Here is a 15,614-nt window from a genome sequence, read left to right as displayed (position 1 = left end):
ACTTTCTTTTCATCAGCAAATTTAGAATTAATACAATGCCCGTTAGAATGTACCTGTCACAACTCAAAAAAGGCATCTATTTTATGAAAGCCACCGATGGCAATGGTCTTGTTTTTAGAAAAATAGTGGTGGAATAGCCCTTTTCATGATTTTTTTATTCGTAATCAGCAAACCCGGCAAAGTCCGGGTTTGTTGTTTTATGGCTTGATGTTCACGTTTTTATCTATTTGGATTACCCAATTTAATACGTTTAATTATTGATAAAAAAAATTTACCAAAAAAGTTTTCAATCAATCAAAAATTATAGCTATAATTGTGGGCTGTAAAAGGAAGCTGGAGTGGAGACACGAAACAATAAAAAAATTGGACTTTAAAATAATTTAGAAATCAAAACAAAGCAATGCCTATGGTAAAATTCATTTAATACAACTCTTATCAAAAAAATGCTTGATCTGCGAAGATCACAACAATCACATCAAAAAAAATTCAATGAATTATTAATTTTAAACCTAACGTTTATGAGAAAAATTACAAGTTTACTAATGATGCTGATGGCAACATTTCTGTTGTTAACAGCGAGTATCTCCTATGGCCAGATACAGGTAGGAAATGGCACAGTTAAAGACAAAGGCCTACCAATTGAGCCTTATTATAATTTCTCTTATTCTCAGGTTATTTATCTCGCTTCCGAGATTGGAACCTCCGGGGATATTACCACGCTGTCGTGGGAATTTGCGGGCGCGACGCTGAGCAAGTCTAACGACTGGACCATTTACATTGGTCACACTACTAAAACCGAATTTGCCAGCACTACGGATTGGATTCCGGTGACTGAGCTAACCCAGGTTTATTCAAGTACATTCACTCATCCTGGCGGTCCAGGCTGGATCGAATTCGACATCACTGATTTCATATATAACGGATCTGATAATCTAGTAGTTGCAGTTGATGAAAATAGTGGAGGTTGCAATGGATCGGGCGATGATTTCTATTGCACCAATGTTGTAAACAACAGGGCATTAGTTTACCGTAACGACGGAACAAATCCTGATCCTGCTGCTCCTCCAATCGCCTCATACAACTATCCTAACATTGCCAACATCATTTTTGGAGGGATAGCTCAGGCTTGCCCGGCACCCTCAGCCCTAACTGCTGAAAATGCAACGGTCAATTCCGTTGAACTTGGCTGGACAGTCAATGGCAGTGAAACCATGTGGGATATCACTTTTGGTACACCTGGTTTTAATCCTGAAACAGAAGGAACTCTCGTATCAGGAATTGTGGCAAATCCCTATCTGCTCGAGAACCTGGCTTCTTCATCGGTTTATGCATTTTATGTAAGGGCCGATTGTGGCACTGATGAAGTAAGCACCTGGGCTGGGCCTGCTACTTTTGCAACCGCTTGTGAAGCGGTTTCAGTTTTTCCGTACTCAGAAAACTTTGATGGCACCTGGATGGGCATTCCTGCAGCGCCTAAATGTTGGAAGGTTGTTAATGCAGACGAAGATAGCTACATGTGGTCTCAAAGTAATCAATACCTCCCAGCACATTCTGCACCTTATGCTGCCCACGGCATGGGCAATGGCGATGACTGGCTTATTACTCCGCAGATTGATCTTAGCGGTATAAAGGCTGAGATTAAGTGGTGGGATAAAGTTGAAAGTTCTACCAAAATTAATTCTTATAGTGTACTGGTTTCAACCACAGATAGTGATATTGCATCCTTTACTGATGAGCTGGCAGACATTGATTGTAGCAATATATCCTGGCTGGAACATACCTTGAATTTAAGCGCGTATGATGGTGAAACCATCTACATTGCATTTTACCAGTATTATTCAGCTTCAACAGTTTATGGTTTTGGCATCGATGATTTTTCAATTAGTGAAATGCCAGCCTGCCCTCCTCCATCCGATCTTACCGCAACCGACATTACCACCAGCAGCGCTTTGCTGGGCTGGACAGAAAACGGAACGGCAACTTCCTGGAACATTGAGTTTGGTGCGTCTGGTTTTACCCCAACAGGAAATCCCACAGCCAGCGTTAACGATGATCCTACTTACTTGCTAACTGGTTTAACATCGGGAGCATCCTACGCTTACTACGTGCGAGCCGACTGTGGTGATGAATACAGCGATTGGACTGGCCCACTTACGTTTATTACCAAAGTTGTTGCACCTGTTCCTTACTTCGAGGGGTTTGTTACTACCACAATTCCTGCAGGCTGGTTAACAACAGGATGGACAATTGGCTCCGGTAGGGGTGCAGCAGGAAATCCAGGGAATAGCATTTATAAAAATCTTTATAGCTCTACCCCTGGTATCTTCACAACAGCGAATATTGGTACCATAGAAGATGGCATGCTTTTGACATTTGAATACAAAACTTCAAAGTATTCCTCGCCGTTTGCGCCCCCTGCTGCCGGTTCTGGAAATTTTGTAGTATCCATTTCCACAGACTACGGCACTACTTACACCGACATTGATACGCAACCCAATGATGGCATTGAAGGATGGCACTCCAAATCTTATGATCTTGCTATTTATGCTGGTTTTGATGTCAAAATTCAAATTACAGGTAACCGGTTCTCGGAAGATTATGATCTGGCATTTGATAACTTCAAAGTGGAAGTTCCCCCGGCATGTATGCCGCCATCTGCACTTACCGCAACCGATATTACCACCAATAGTGCAATGCTGGGCTGGACAGAAAACGGAACGGCAGAGTCATGGAATATCGAATTGGGTGAAGCTGGTTTTACTCCAACAGGAATTCCTACTTATTCAGGTGTTACTAATCCCTACCTCGTTGAAGGTCTAATGGATTACACTGCTTATGCTTTTTATGTGCAGGCTGATTGTGGCGCCAAAGCTTTGAGTACATGGGTCGGACCTTTTACTTTTAAAACGCTTGTTTTGCCATTCACCGTTCCTTTCTTCGATGGCTTTGAAGTTGACAATACCCAAGATCAGCCGGTTGCTGTATGGACGCAGGAACTAATTTCCGGAACTAATTCGTGGACTGCCAATAATACACTCACTAACTACAATCGGACTCCACTTACAGGCGATTGGAATGCTTATCTTAAATATGGTTCCACAACCTGGATGTTTATAGAAATAGAGCTTACGGGTGGCGTTAAGTATGCTTTTTCGATGTTTGCCCGCCAGGATGTTACAACTGGGGCTAGCCTCACCGTAAGCTACGGCGATGCCGGCAATGCTGCCGCTATGGTTAATCCAATCATAGCCGAAACCAATATTGTAAATGGTGATTATCAGCAATTGTCAGGTTTGTTTACTCCTGTCGCTGATGGAATTTATTTTGTTGGTATCAAAGGCCAGTTAAATTATACTCCCTGGTATCTTTCTATAGATGATATCTCCATAGAGGTAGCTTTCCCGGGATACATCACCGGTGTGGTAACTGATGCGGTTACCAATGATCCGCTGGAAGGTGTTATTGTAACGGCTACGCCGGATGGCATAATAGACATAACAGATGCTTTGGGCAACTATTCGCTGGAGCTGGATTTGGGAACGTATGAGCTAACTTTCGAATTACAAGATTACTATCAAACCACTATTTCGGGAGTTCTTGTGGAAAGAAACGAGACAACTTTCCAAAATGCAACGCTTGCGCCCATTACTCCTCCCGATTGTGCTGAGTTGGTTTTTCCCCTCGATAACCAAATTAGTGTGCTGCTTGACGAGCCATTGCAGTGGGAACTGCCCGAAGGTTCAGCTCCGGCAACCGGATACAGATTGTTCCTTCAAAATCGAGACGATGAAATCTGGTTGGAAGAGGATACAGATATAGGTAATGTTAACGAATTTCTGCCCGTCGGCGGATGGGAATGGGGCAAAACCTATGATTGGCTCATTTTCCCCTACAACAATGCCGGCGCTTCCGAAGACTGCATACCCTGGTCTTTCACCACTTCTTTTACAGGCATTTTTGAAGGGATGGTTACCGAGGCCGGTACCGGATTACCACTGGAAGGTGTTAGGATTACACTTGTAGAAGTTTTGCCTCACAATCTCCCCCCTGTCGAAGTAATGACTGCTGCTGACGGTTCCTGGTCCTTCGAGTTTGAATCTGGTGTTTACAATTTGACTTACGAAAAGTATGGATACGAAACTTTATGGACTCCCTACAAAGACCTGCCAGCTTCTGGTACATTGTACCTGGAAGAAGAGCTTGTTCCGGAAGTTCCTTATCAGATGCCTTTCACCGAAACCTGGTCGATGGGTTCCTATGGCGCACAAAAGTGGGTGCGCGATCCCATGCCTGGCAATTGGGGGCTTGTTGTAGTGGATAATTCTGATACTGTTGCTATTTTTAATGGCGAAGAGCCTAATGTTGTTGAGGATTATGACATGCTACTCAAGAGTTATTTTATCGATGCCACAAACGAAACAGAAGTTTATGTGCAGTTTGATCTTATGCTTAACAATTGGGACTGGGATTATTTTGAAACAATGCAATTTGAAGTGTTTAATGGCACAGGGAGGCATGTGGTGGAAGTGTTTGACAACTATTGGGGCAATATCCCATGGCAAACAAATACCTACGACATCTCTGAATATGCAGCCGGCGGCTTGTTCCAGATTGGTTTCAGAGCTGTGGGCGAGGATAGTTACGCCATCTATTATTGGCTGATCGACAACATCATTGTTACCAACAAACTCTTTGAAGTACAACCCGAAACCATTCACAGCGTCCTCAATACAGGTGAAACCGCCGATTGGGATATCAACATCCAAAATTATGGTTTAGGTGGTATTGGTTGGAATGCCCAAATCGTTCCGGCTAACGCAGCCATGTCACTTAGCGAGACTTCTGGCACTGTAATGCCCGGAACGCAAACCATCATTCTCACCCTTGAGGCTGATGCCGTAGCTCCCGGAATTTATGATGCAGAAGTGATCATAACCGGCGGAGGTGAAATCTTTATAGAATCGGTGCTTGTTCACTTTGAAGTTTCCAGACAGGAAATAATGATCCCGGAGTCCGGACAGTGGGGTTACATCTCAACTTTCATTGACATGAATGGAAAGATGGGCATGGACTCGGTAATGGCTCCTATTAAGGACGATATGGTGATTATGCTTGGTAAAACAGGGATCTTCTGGCCCGAATTTGACATCAACACCATTGGTGAGTACGACACCTATCAGGGCTATAAACTCAAAATGGCTGATGACGCTGCTTTGTATTTCTATGGTTATCCGGTAGAAAATAAAACCGTCAGCTTTAGCGCCGACACCTATATTGTCCCGGTTCTCAGCGAGGAGCCAATCCTGGCTGCCACAGTTTTCGACGATCAGCCGGTTGAGTTTGCCTTTGGTCTTGATGGTACCATATACTGGCCAACAGGTAATATTTATACCCTGGAGTGGTTGGAGCCCGGATATGGCTATTTGGTAAGATTCAATGCGCCGGCTACGCTTGACTTCAATGGATTTAAATCGGGTGTTGAGGCATCCAATAAGCCTGCTTCGCGTGTGAACTACACCACATGGAACGACGTCAACTACACCGGCGATGTTCATATCATCGGCATTTCTTCCGAAGCTGTTTCTGAGCTGTTGCCAGGTGATGTTGTAGGTGTTTTCAGTGCTGACGGACAATGTACAGGTATGGCTCTTTACAATGGCGACAACAAAGCCTTTGCACTCGTAGCTTACGCTGATGATCCCACCACAAATGCTTTGGATGGCATGCTGGAAGGTGAAGCTTTGCAGGTAAAAATCTTCAGGGATGCCGAAACCATCGACGTGCAGCCTGTTTATAACCAAAGTATGCCCGACCACAGTGGTTACTACGTTATCAATGGTCTTACTATGATCGATTCGTTCAAAGCCGGTGCTACTTCTATTGACGATGTGGCAACTTCTTCCTTTGCTGTTTATCCCAATCCTACCACAGGAATCATCACTATCGATGGTATCAACAGTACCACCCGGGTGATGGTAACCAATACGCAAGGACAGATCATCAGCAATATCTCTATCGAAAACACGCATCAGCTCGACCTTAGCGCACAGCCTTCAGGGCTATATTTTGTGAAGCTGGTGAGCGATCAGGGAACCAAAATCGTGAAACTGATTGTGAGATAGAAACTCTTTATGGATTTGGATGATTATCATTCAAACCTTGAAAAACCTGCCTGTAGAAATATGGGCAGGTTTTTTTGTGCTTTTAGGTTACCTTTGCGGCCTTTTAATTATTGTTAATTAATACAACTATTGAAAATGAAGCAGGATTTCCGCACGCCACACTATCGATTGCAATCGCTTGTCACAGGACGAGTTTTTGACGACACCGGGTGGCTGCTCGACGATGAGCAATCCGACAAACCCGGATTGCTGCGCGCCATTTATGATGCACGTCAGCTTACGCTGAAAGATGAGAGCTATGGGTTTTACAAGTTTGCTGATTGGCTGCCGGTGCACGAATATTTGCAGGGATCGTCGGCACCTGTCACTTATCGAAGCGAGCATCTGGCTGATCATCTGGGGCTCAAAAATCTTTGGATAACTTTTAGCGGTTATTGGCCCGAAAAAGGAGCAGCCATGCGCACCTGCTCTTTCAAAGAAACCGAAGCTTATGCAGTTTGCGGACGCCTCGATCGCCAAAGCGGGAAAATACTGGTGGTGGCTTCGGCAGGTAATACTGCCCGCGCTTTTGCACGCGTGTGTTCCGATAATAAAATCCCTTTGCTGCTATGTGTTCCCGAAGACCGGATAGAGGTTCTTTGGTTTGACGAACCCATCGACGACTGTGTAAAACTAGTGGCTTCCCGGCGGGGAAGCGACTATTTCGATGCAATTCATCTGTCGAACTTGGCTTGCCAAATTGATGATTTTGTAATGGAAGGAGGCGCCAAAAACGTAGCCCGCCGCGATGGCATGGGAACAACGGTGTTGTCAGCCGTTACAACCATCGGACGCATCCCCGATTATTATTTTCAGGCGGTAGGAAGTGGCACCGGAGCCATAGCTGCCTGGGAAGCCAACATGCGGCTGATAGACGATGGTCGCTTTGGTAATAATAAGATGCGGATCATGGTTTCGCAAAACGAACCTTTTGTCCCGATTTATCATGCCTGGAAAGCTGATTCACGTGAACTTTTTTTTGCCAGTATTGCCGAGGCGCGTGAACAGGCAAATCAAATTGATGCCATGGTGCTTAGCAACCGCAAGCCACCTTATGGACTTGCAGGCGGATTGTATGATGCCCTAAAAGACACACAGGGATCGGTGCTCACCGTCAGCAACGAGTTGCTGCGTCAGGCTTCCGTTTTGTTCGAAAACCTCGAAGGTATCGATCTTCATCCCGCAGCAGCAGTAGCAGTAGCTTCGCTGATAGAGGTCGTAAATAATAAAACAGTGGATAAAGACGCACTCATCATGCTCAACATCACCGGCGGCGGCGAAGAGCGGTTTAAAAAGGAGAACACACTGTATTATCTCAAACCTGAGTTGGTTTTTGATATTGATCCGGATTTTGAAGAAGTGAAAAGCCGGCTACAAGCCCTTTTCGCAAAAAATGTTACGCCGGTTTCAGTTACTAAAGAGTAGGATGGTTTCTATCATCCAATTTCATCAATCATTTTTTAGATATGATAAACGTTATTTTTGCCTGCGATTGATCACCTGTCACATCCAGAAACAACAATGATCAATAATAAAAAAGTTGTCGTAGTATTGCCGGCCTACAAAGCCGCCAGGACCCTTGAGAATACCTATCGCGAAATTCCACACGATCTGGTGGATGAAGTGGTGATAGTGGACGATCATAGTCCCGATGATACCGTAGAAGTGGCGCGTCGCATTGGCATCCGACACATTGTGATCCATGTGACCAATACCGGCTATGGTGGAAACCAGAAGTCGTGTTACAAAAAAGCGCTCGAACTTGGTGCTGACATTGTGGTGATGCTGCACCCCGACTACCAATATACTCCCCGATTGATTCCTTCGATGGTTTACGTTATCGCCAACGACATTTACCCTGTAGTGATGGGTTCGCGTATCCTGGGGCGTGGCGCACTAAAAGGAGGAATGCCTTTTTATAAATATGTAGCCAACCGCCTGCTCACCTTTGTGCAAAATATCCTGCTCGATCGTAAACTTTCAGAATATCACTCAGGTTACCGGGCTTTTTCGCGTGAGGTACTACAGCATATCAATTTTGAAGATAACTCCGATGATTTTGTCTTCGACAACCAAATACTTTCCCAGATTTTTATGGCTGGTTTCGAAATAGGCGAAATCACTTGCCCTACCAGCTATTCTGATGAGGCCTCAAGTATCAACTTCCGGCGCAGCGTAAAATATGGCTTTGGCGTTTTGCAAACTTCCATGCTTCATTTCCTGCATCGCAAAGGAATTATCAATCACAGACTTTATGCGCCAAAAAAATCTTAAAGTGGTAGATGACATGATCGGGCAGATGAAGCTTTCGGGTAAACCGAAGGTGCTCGGCAATGATTTTTATCAACGTCCCGATGTTTTGGGCATTGCACGTGAACTGATCGGGAAGGTATTAGTTGCTAATATTAACGGTGAACGCACCACCGGCATCATCACCGAAACTGAAGCTTACGCTGGTATTACCGATCGTGCGTCCCATGCCTGGAACGACCGCCGCACCCCCCGTACTGAGATTATGTACGGAGCCGGCGGGCATGCATACGTTTATCTTTGTTATGGAATTCATTCGCTCTTCAACGTGGTGACAAACACCATTGGTATTCCGCATGCCGTGCTTATCCGCGCCATTTGCCCCATCGAAGGATTAGAGACCATGTTGATGCGCGCAAAACGAACACAGCCCGACAAAACCTTTGGGAAGGGTCCCGGGAATGTATCTAAAATTTTAGGTATTCATTATACTGATTCGGGATTGCCGCTTACAGAAAGCTTAGGGAAGATTTTTATAGAAGATCACCAGATGGCCTTTCCGGATGATGCCATTAAGGTAACACCACGGATAGGCATTCAGTATGCAGGCTCTGACGCTGCTTTGCCTTACCGGTTTGTGGTATAGCACGAGCAAAAAAAAGCCTCAAAATTTCTTTTGAGGCTGTTAACTTTTCGTGTTTTCGATTAGGCAATATTAAGGTTCAATTCAGTACCGGGTTTGAATTTTACAACCTTCTTGGCAGCAATCTTCAGTTCCTTTCCGGTTTGAGGGTTACGGCCGATACGTGCAGCGCGCGTAGCAACGCTAAACGATCCGAAGCCTACCAATGCAACTCTGTCGCCTTTGGCCAGGGCTTCGCCTGTAGTTTTGATAAAAGCATCAAGTGCTCTTTTTGCTTCTGCTTTTGTGATGTTGGCATCAGTTGCCATTGCGTCGATTAATTCTGCTTTGTTCATGGTATAAAAATTTTGATTAACAATAAATTTTTCAAATCGCTTACAAATATAAGTCAAACCGCAAAAGTAGCAAGTTATACCAGTTAAAAAATATTGTTTTGTTAATAAATTGCCCTTTTTGTTGATAAAGCGCGTTAAAAATCCTTAATTTCAGGGCGATACAGCGTTTTCTGGTGGTTTATCCGTTCGTTTGCCATCTTTCATTCATATCAAAACCATTCAGAAAGTTTTTGGTGCTCATCCGTGTTTTACCAGCCATTTGCAACTCCAGAATTTCAATTAAGCCATCTTCAGCATATATCTTTAAATATGTTTTGGAGTCGGTAAGGATGCTTCCGGGAGGGGGTGCAGCTGAGGTGTCCTCGTAGGTGGCCTGGTATATTTTTATTGGAAATAATAATTCTTCAGGGCTCTTCAAAACCGTGTAGGCAGTGGGGTAGGGACTTAGCCCTCGTATTTTATTGTATATTTTATTTGCCGGGTTTTTCCAGTCGATCAGGGTATCTTCTTTAAAGATTTTGGGAGCTTGCCGTGGCATCCTGTTCATGTTTGCAGGCCATTGCTGTGGTTGTTGGGTGTAATCTCCGCTACTGATGGCTTTGGCAGTTTTAACTACCAAATTAGCTCCGGTATGCATCAGCCGGTCGTGCAGCTCCCCGGCACTTTCGGCAGGGCCTATCGGCATTTTTTCTTGTAAAATGATGTCGCCTGTATCAATGTCGTGTTGCAGGAAGAAAGTAGTGATGCCGGTTTCTGTTTCGCCATTGATGATGGCGTGATTGATAGGTGCAGCTCCCCGGTAGTCGGGCAGCAGTGAGGCGTGTAGATTAAATGTACCCAATTTTGGCATTGCCCAGATTACCTCCGGCAGCATTCTGAAAGCTACCACAATACCAAGATCTGCTTGCAGTTCTCTGAAAGTCTCCACAAAATCATGCGCTTTCAACCGCTCAGGTTGCAGCACTGTAAGTCCGTGACTGAGCGCTGCAACTTTTACAGCCGGTTGCATGATCTTTTTGCCACGTCCTGCAGGTTTATCGGGCGCCGTAACTACTGCTACTATCTCGAAGTCTGCTGCCAGCAATGCTTCCAGCGAAGCTACCGCAAACTCCGGAGTGCCCATAAAAACGATGCGTAACTTTTTATTCATGGCCGAAAGATAAAAAAAATACCTGTTCATGATTTTGAACAGGTATTTGTCATTTTTTATTCGATAGCTTTATTTGATCATCCCTTGTGCGTGGGCAATAGTTTTTTCGATTTCTCTTGCTTCCTGGCTTCTGGGAAATTTAGTTTTGATCTGTTTGTACATGTCGATAGCTTTGCTGTAATCTCCGAGAATTTCGTAAGCCCATCCTGCTTTCGTCAGGAAAGCCGGTGCGGTAAGTTCATTTTCGCTTGCGTTGGCAGCTTTTTTATAATACTCAGCAGCTTTTTCGGTTTTGTCGAGCTGCATGTAGCTGTCGCCGATAGCGCCAAGCGCCATTGCTTTTACCAGTATATCTTTGGTGCTGAAATCTTTCAGATGGTCTAGAGCTGCCTGGTATTCGCCTTGCTTCAAATAAATAATCCCTGCGTAATAATGGGCAAGGTTAGCCGATTCAGTCCATTGGTAATCATCGATGATGTCGAGAAAGCCCGGATTGATGCCGTCGCCATTAAGTGCCAGATTGAGCGAATCATGGCTGAAATATTTCTGTGCCATGAAAATCTGCTCCTTGGCGGTTTGTTCTTTGGGATAGAGGTAAAATCGTTGAAACGCAAAAAATGCAAGAATGATCACCACCAACACACCAATGACGGTAAGTATCGGTTTTTGATTGTCTTCGATAAATCGTTCGGTTCTGCTTAAAGCCTCCTCAACGGCTTGAATGTTTTCTTCTGCTCTCGTGGTTTTTTTAGCCATAACTATTACTTCAATATTTTGAGGTGCAAAAGTATATTTTTTTTGATAGGAAACATTCAGAGCAAACAATTATTATCTATTATTCATCCATAAAGGATACAGGAAATCGGTGGGTGGATCGAAATTTTCTTTGATAGAGCGCGCAGAAACCCATCGCAGCAGGTTTAAATAGCTGCCCGACTTATCGTTGGTGCAGATGCACGTGCGCCTTCAAAGGGCTGCTGGCTCACTACAGCGCCGGTAGGTTTGTCGTTGATATAGAGATTTCCGGCAGCGTGCAGAAGTGTTTCAGAAGCAAGTTCAACAGCGTACCGGTTGAGCCCGAAGATAGCGCCGTGAGTGCATAAGGTGAGGTTTTGTCAACCAGATGCAGCGTTTCTTTGACTTCTCGTCGTCGTAAAGATAAATAGTCAGCACTCAATAGTTTTTTTATTTCAACATTCGATATTACTTCTTGCTCTTCCCGCCATGCGCCCTGCTTTTTCCTTGCTTCCCACCCCGACAACTTCTTCCTGTTTTACCAATTCTGTTTATCTTGTAGACTTAGAAATGATTAGTATTTAAACATTAACAAGATACCCCTTTGATTCTCAACGCTCATTCATATTACAGCCTGCGCTACGGAACCTATTCTATCGAGGAGCTGGTTGCAGATGTCGCCCGCCATGGCCACACAGCCCTGGCGCTTACCGACATCAACAACTCCACCGGCATCATCGATTTTGTAAAGGCGTGCCGACAGCAGGGCATTAAGCCCATTGCCGGGATGGAATGCCGGCGCGAGGATAAGGTGCTTTACACCTGCCTGGCGCGCAACAATGCTGGCTTTCGCCAGATCAATGAATTTTACACACATTACAGCCTCCAAAAAATTGACCTGCCCGATGAGCCTCCAGCTTTTGATGATGTGTATGTGGTTTGGCCTCTGGAGCAGGAGCCTCAACGAAAGTTGGAAGACAACGAATTTGTTGGCGTAAAACCTGCGCAGGTGCGGAGGCTCGTAACTTCCCGATTTGTCGGCCAGCAATCCAAATCGCTTGTATTGGCTCCTGTTACCTTCCGCGATCACGACGACTATTTGCTGCATCGCAACCTTCGGGCTATCCACAAAAACACGCTCATCAGCAAACTCACTGCTAACGACGTGGCTGCAGCGGATGAGATGATACTTTCGTCCGATGATCTGCGCAAGCAATTTGCCGATTATCCTCAGCTTCTTATTAACACCGAAAAAATCCTGGACGATTGCTCGATAGATTTTGATTTTAAAACCGTAAAAAACAAGCAGGTCTTTACCGATTCACGTTACAGCGACAAGATGCTTCTCGAAAAGCTGGCGCACGACGGCATGAAATACCGCTACAGCGCTGCCGACAAAACAGCCGCCGAGCGCATCCGTCATGAGCTGGCCATCATCGATAAGCTTGGTTTTTCGTCGTATTTCCTGATGGCGTGGGACATCGTGCGTTATTCGATGTCGCGCGGATTTTATCATGTGGGTCGGGGGAGTGGCGCCAACAGCGTGGTGGCTTATTGCTTAAAGATTACGGATGTTGATCCCATTGAGCTTGATCTCTATTTTGAGCGTTTTATCAATCCCAAGCGTACCAGTCCGCCTGATTTTGATATCGATTATTCGTGGAAAGAACGCGATGAGGTGATCGACTACATCTTTAAACGTTATGGTCGCGAACATACCGCTCTGATGGGAACTATTTCAACTTTCCGCGACAAATCTCCCATTCGTGAAATAGGCAAAGCTTTCGGGCTGCCCAAAGCAGAGATTGATGCACTGGTAGATTTTCCAGAGCGCCACAGGCAGCAGCACGACAGCGTCACAGCACAGGTGCTTCAGGTAGCTGCCCGCATGACGGATTTCCCCAATTTGCGAAGCATCCACGCCGGCGGAGTACTCATCTCGGAAGAACCCATTACCTGCTACACCGCGCTGGACATGCCGCCCAAAGGTTTCCCGACAACCCAGTGGGATATGTATGTGGCCGAAGAGCTGGGATTTGAGAAGATGGACATCCTGAGCCAGCGCGGCATCGGACATATTAAAGAATGTGCCGACATTATCCGGCGAAACCGAGGTCTGGAGGTGGACGTACACAATGTACCCAAGTTTAAAAAAGATGCTCAGGTGAAAGCGCAACTGAAACGCGCCGAGACCATCGGATGCTTTTACGTAGAAAGCCCTGCTATGCGCTCGTTGCTCACCAAGCTGCGCTGCGATAATTATCTGACGCTGGTTGCTGCCAGCTCTATCGTACGCCCCGGCGTGGCGCGCTCGGGCATGATGCGCGAATACATCCACAGGTTTCATCATCCAAACGATTTCGAGTATTTCCATCCGGTGATGGAAGAACAACTTCGCGAAACTTTCGGCGTGATGGTGTATCAGGAAGATGTGCTAAAGGTGTGTCATCATTATGCCGGCCTCGACCTGGCCGAGTCGGATGTGCTGCGCCGCGCCATGAGTGGTAAGATGCGCGGCAAAGCGGAGTTTCAGCGGATTGTGGAGCGCTTTTTTGAAAAGTCGCTACAGCTTGGCCGCCCCGAAGCCACCACCAAAGAGGTATGGCGTCAGGTGGAATCGTTTGCCGGATATGCTTTTTCCAAAGCGCACTCAGCATCCTACGCCGTCGAAAGCTTCCAGAGCCTCTACCTCAAGGCGCACTTTCCGTTGGAATTTATGACGGCGGTCATCAACAACTTTGGAGGATATTACAACACGTGGGTTTATTTTAACGAAGCGCGCCGCTGCGGGGCTGACATTGCGCTGCCATGCGTCAATCGCAGCGAGTACAAAACGACCATTTATGACAAAGAAATTTTTGTGGGATTTATCCACATCCAAAACCTGGAGCAAAAGCTGGCATTGCGTATCGTCGAGGAGCGTCGCATCAATGGCGTGTATGCCGATCTGGAAGATTTTGTGACGCGGGTACATCCGGGCATTGAGCAGATGATTTTGCTGATACGCATTGGAGCGCTTCGCTTTACCGGCAACACCAAGAGCCGCCTGCTGTGGGAGGCACATCTTTTTTTTGGAAAACGAAAAAATGAAGTCATCCAAAACACGCTTTTCAAAGTAAGCGGCAAACAGTTTACGCTGCCCCAGCTCGATTACAGCAGGGTGGAAGATGCTTACGACGAAATAGAACTCATCGGATTTCCCGTTACCATTGGCTATTTTGATTTATTAAAAACTAATTTCCGGGGCGAGATAAAGGCCCGTGAGATGTTGGAGCACACAGGTAAAACCGTGCGCATGCTTGGCCAGTTGGTTACGCGGAAATATGTAAAGACCGTCCGTGGTGAGATTATGCACTTTGGTACTTTCATCGACGACGAGGGCGAATTTTTCGACACCACCCATTTCCCCAATTCTTTAAAGCAATACAACTTTCAGGGCTATGGCGTCTATCTTATCTTGGGTAGAGTAGAGGAGGAGTTTGGTTTTCCCAGCCTGGTAGTGCAAAAGATGGCGCGCCTGCCCGTGGTGGAAGATCCCAGAGCAGGGTAATGCAAAAAATACACATACTCAAAATTTCAAATGACAAATAAATCCCAAAAAACAAATTTCAAATAAAAATCCTGAGCCGGCTGAGTGAATGAATTTGGTGAAATCTCAAAAGGGTTGGCAGGAGGTTTTTTTAAAATTAGTTTTGAATATCGAATACGGAATTTCGAATCTTAAATTTTGAATTTTAGATCATAGCCCCAAAGAAGCGTCATTATCAGTATCAATTTTTGAATGACGATTAACGCTTTAGGAGCGAAGCTGCTTTGAATAACGACTACAGAACCGAACCATAGAGCGCAAAAGCTCATTTTTAATATTAATTAACTACCAAATTAGTTAATCAACTAAAATAATAGTTTTATGTTTGCGTTTTAAAATTATTATAAAAATAAAACAGATGAAACCACTTACCAGAGCCGAAGAGGAGATCATGCAAATATTATGGAGTAAGGGAGAATGTTTTGTACACGACATCCTCGAAGAGTTTGATGAACCCAAACCTGCCTACAATACCGTGTCGACGGTGGTGCGCATTCTCGAAAAGAAGGGTTATGCCAGCCATCATTCGTTTGGCAAAAGTCATAAGTATTATGCGCTGATCAGTAAAAAAGAGTACACCCGGCGCTACCTGAGCGGACTCATGTCGGGTTATTTCAGCGATTCGTACAAGCAATTGGTTTCCTTTTTTTCTAAAGAAGAAAACCTAAGCGTGCAGGAGATGGAGGAAATCCGCAGCCTGATTGATGCGCAGATTGAAAAGAAAAAGCAAGACCCGGAATAATCTGAAGAA

Annotated in this window: 11 protein-coding genes; 7 read left to right on the top strand and 4 right to left on the bottom strand. The window is 45.2% G+C overall.

What is annotated here, in order from left to right; genetic code table 11:
- Positions 1 to 35 precede the first annotated feature (35 nt).
- From VFC92_13045 to VFC92_13025, 5 genes are all read left to right on the top strand, one after another.
- Entirely contained in the window at positions 36 to 137 is a 102-nt protein-coding gene (locus tag VFC92_13045) for a T9SS type A sorting domain-containing protein (protein ID HZK09107.1), read from the top strand.
- Positions 138 to 518: 381 nt separating this feature from the next.
- Positions 519 to 6,122, top strand: coding sequence for a choice-of-anchor J domain-containing protein (locus VFC92_13040; GenBank protein ID HZK09106.1), 5,604 nt, complete (start codon positions 519 to 521; stop codon positions 6,120 to 6,122).
- A gap of 135 nt (positions 6,123 to 6,257) precedes the next feature.
- Positions 6,258 to 7,586 carry a cysteate synthase gene (locus tag VFC92_13035; protein ID HZK09105.1) on the top strand — a complete coding sequence of 443 codons (1,329 nt, stop codon included), beginning with the start codon at positions 6,258 to 6,260 and terminating at the stop codon, positions 7,584 to 7,586.
- A gap of 96 nt (positions 7,587 to 7,682) precedes the next feature.
- The gene (locus tag VFC92_13030; protein ID HZK09104.1) at positions 7,683 to 8,435 is read left to right on the top strand and encodes a glycosyltransferase family 2 protein; all 753 of its coding nucleotides are present in this window, start codon (positions 7,683 to 7,685) and stop codon (positions 8,433 to 8,435) included.
- On the top strand, positions 8,416 to 9,057 hold the full coding sequence (locus tag VFC92_13025; GenBank protein HZK09103.1) for a DNA-3-methyladenine glycosylase: 642 nt from the start codon (positions 8,416 to 8,418) through the stop codon (positions 9,055 to 9,057). The genes VFC92_13030 and VFC92_13025 overlap by 20 nt, the downstream gene beginning before the upstream one ends.
- Before the next feature lie 59 nt (positions 9,058 to 9,116).
- Here the strand turns inward: VFC92_13025 and VFC92_13020 are convergent, their stop codons facing one another.
- The 4 genes from VFC92_13020 to VFC92_13005 all read right to left on the bottom strand — a co-directional run bounded on the left by VFC92_13020 (position 9,117) and on the right by VFC92_13005 (position 11,800).
- Entirely contained in the window at positions 9,117 to 9,413 is a 297-nt protein-coding gene (locus VFC92_13020; protein HZK09102.1) for an HU family DNA-binding protein, read from the bottom strand.
- A 154-nt stretch (positions 9,414 to 9,567) separates the two neighbouring features.
- Positions 9,568 to 10,539, bottom strand: a complete 972-nt coding sequence (fmt, locus tag VFC92_13015) for a methionyl-tRNA formyltransferase (protein ID HZK09101.1) — start codon at positions 10,537 to 10,539, stop codon at positions 9,568 to 9,570.
- 69 nt (positions 10,540 to 10,608) lie between these two features.
- Positions 10,609 to 11,295 carry a tetratricopeptide repeat protein gene (locus VFC92_13010; GenBank protein ID HZK09100.1) on the bottom strand — a complete coding sequence of 229 codons (687 nt, stop codon included), beginning with the start codon at positions 11,293 to 11,295 and terminating at the stop codon, positions 10,609 to 10,611.
- Positions 11,296 to 11,524: 229 nt separating this feature from the next.
- Positions 11,525 to 11,800 carry a hypothetical protein gene (locus VFC92_13005; protein ID HZK09099.1) on the bottom strand — a complete coding sequence of 92 codons (276 nt, stop codon included), beginning with the start codon at positions 11,798 to 11,800 and terminating at the stop codon, positions 11,525 to 11,527.
- A gap of 78 nt (positions 11,801 to 11,878) precedes the next feature.
- On the opposite strand from VFC92_13005, the gene dnaE reads away from it, so the two are divergent.
- Together dnaE and VFC92_12995 are read left to right on the top strand one after the other, a co-directional pair.
- The gene (dnaE, locus tag VFC92_13000; protein ID HZK09098.1) at positions 11,879 to 14,824 is read left to right on the top strand and encodes a DNA polymerase III subunit alpha; all 2,946 of its coding nucleotides are present in this window, start codon (positions 11,879 to 11,881) and stop codon (positions 14,822 to 14,824) included.
- Between the two features lie 388 nt (positions 14,825 to 15,212).
- Positions 15,213 to 15,605: a BlaI/MecI/CopY family transcriptional regulator gene (locus VFC92_12995; protein HZK09097.1), complete on the top strand. Its 393-nt coding sequence runs from the start codon at positions 15,213 to 15,215 to the stop codon at positions 15,603 to 15,605.
- Positions 15,606 to 15,614: the final 9 nt, after the last annotated feature.

The organism is Bacteroidales bacterium (assembly GCA_035647615.1).
Taxonomy (GTDB): domain Bacteria; phylum Bacteroidota; class Bacteroidia; order Bacteroidales; family 4484-276; genus SABY01.
This window is presented reverse-complemented; position numbering and strand designations above follow the sequence as displayed.

What these genes read in the sequence shown, in the direction of transcription:
- VFC92_13030 (HZK09104.1), top strand. Translation starts at nt 7,683, where the DNA reads ATGATCAATAATAAAAAAGTTGTCGTAGTATTGCCGGCCTACAAAGCC.
- VFC92_13040 (HZK09106.1), top strand. Translation starts at nt 519, where the DNA reads ATGAGAAAAATTACAAGTTTACTAATGATGCTGATGGCAACATTTCTG.
- VFC92_13035 (HZK09105.1), top strand. Translation starts at nt 6,258, where the DNA reads ATGAAGCAGGATTTCCGCACGCCACACTATCGATTGCAATCGCTTGTC.
- VFC92_13045 (HZK09107.1), top strand. Translation starts at nt 36, where the DNA reads ATGCCCGTTAGAATGTACCTGTCACAACTCAAAAAAGGCATCTATTTT.
- VFC92_13010 (HZK09100.1), bottom strand. Translation starts at nt 11,295, where the DNA reads ATGGCTAAAAAAACCACGAGAGCAGAAGAAAACATTCAAGCCGTTGAG.
- VFC92_13025 (HZK09103.1), top strand. Translation starts at nt 8,416, where the DNA reads ATGCGCCAAAAAAATCTTAAAGTGGTAGATGACATGATCGGGCAGATG.
- fmt (HZK09101.1), bottom strand. Translation starts at nt 10,539, where the DNA reads ATGAATAAAAAGTTACGCATCGTTTTTATGGGCACTCCGGAGTTTGCG.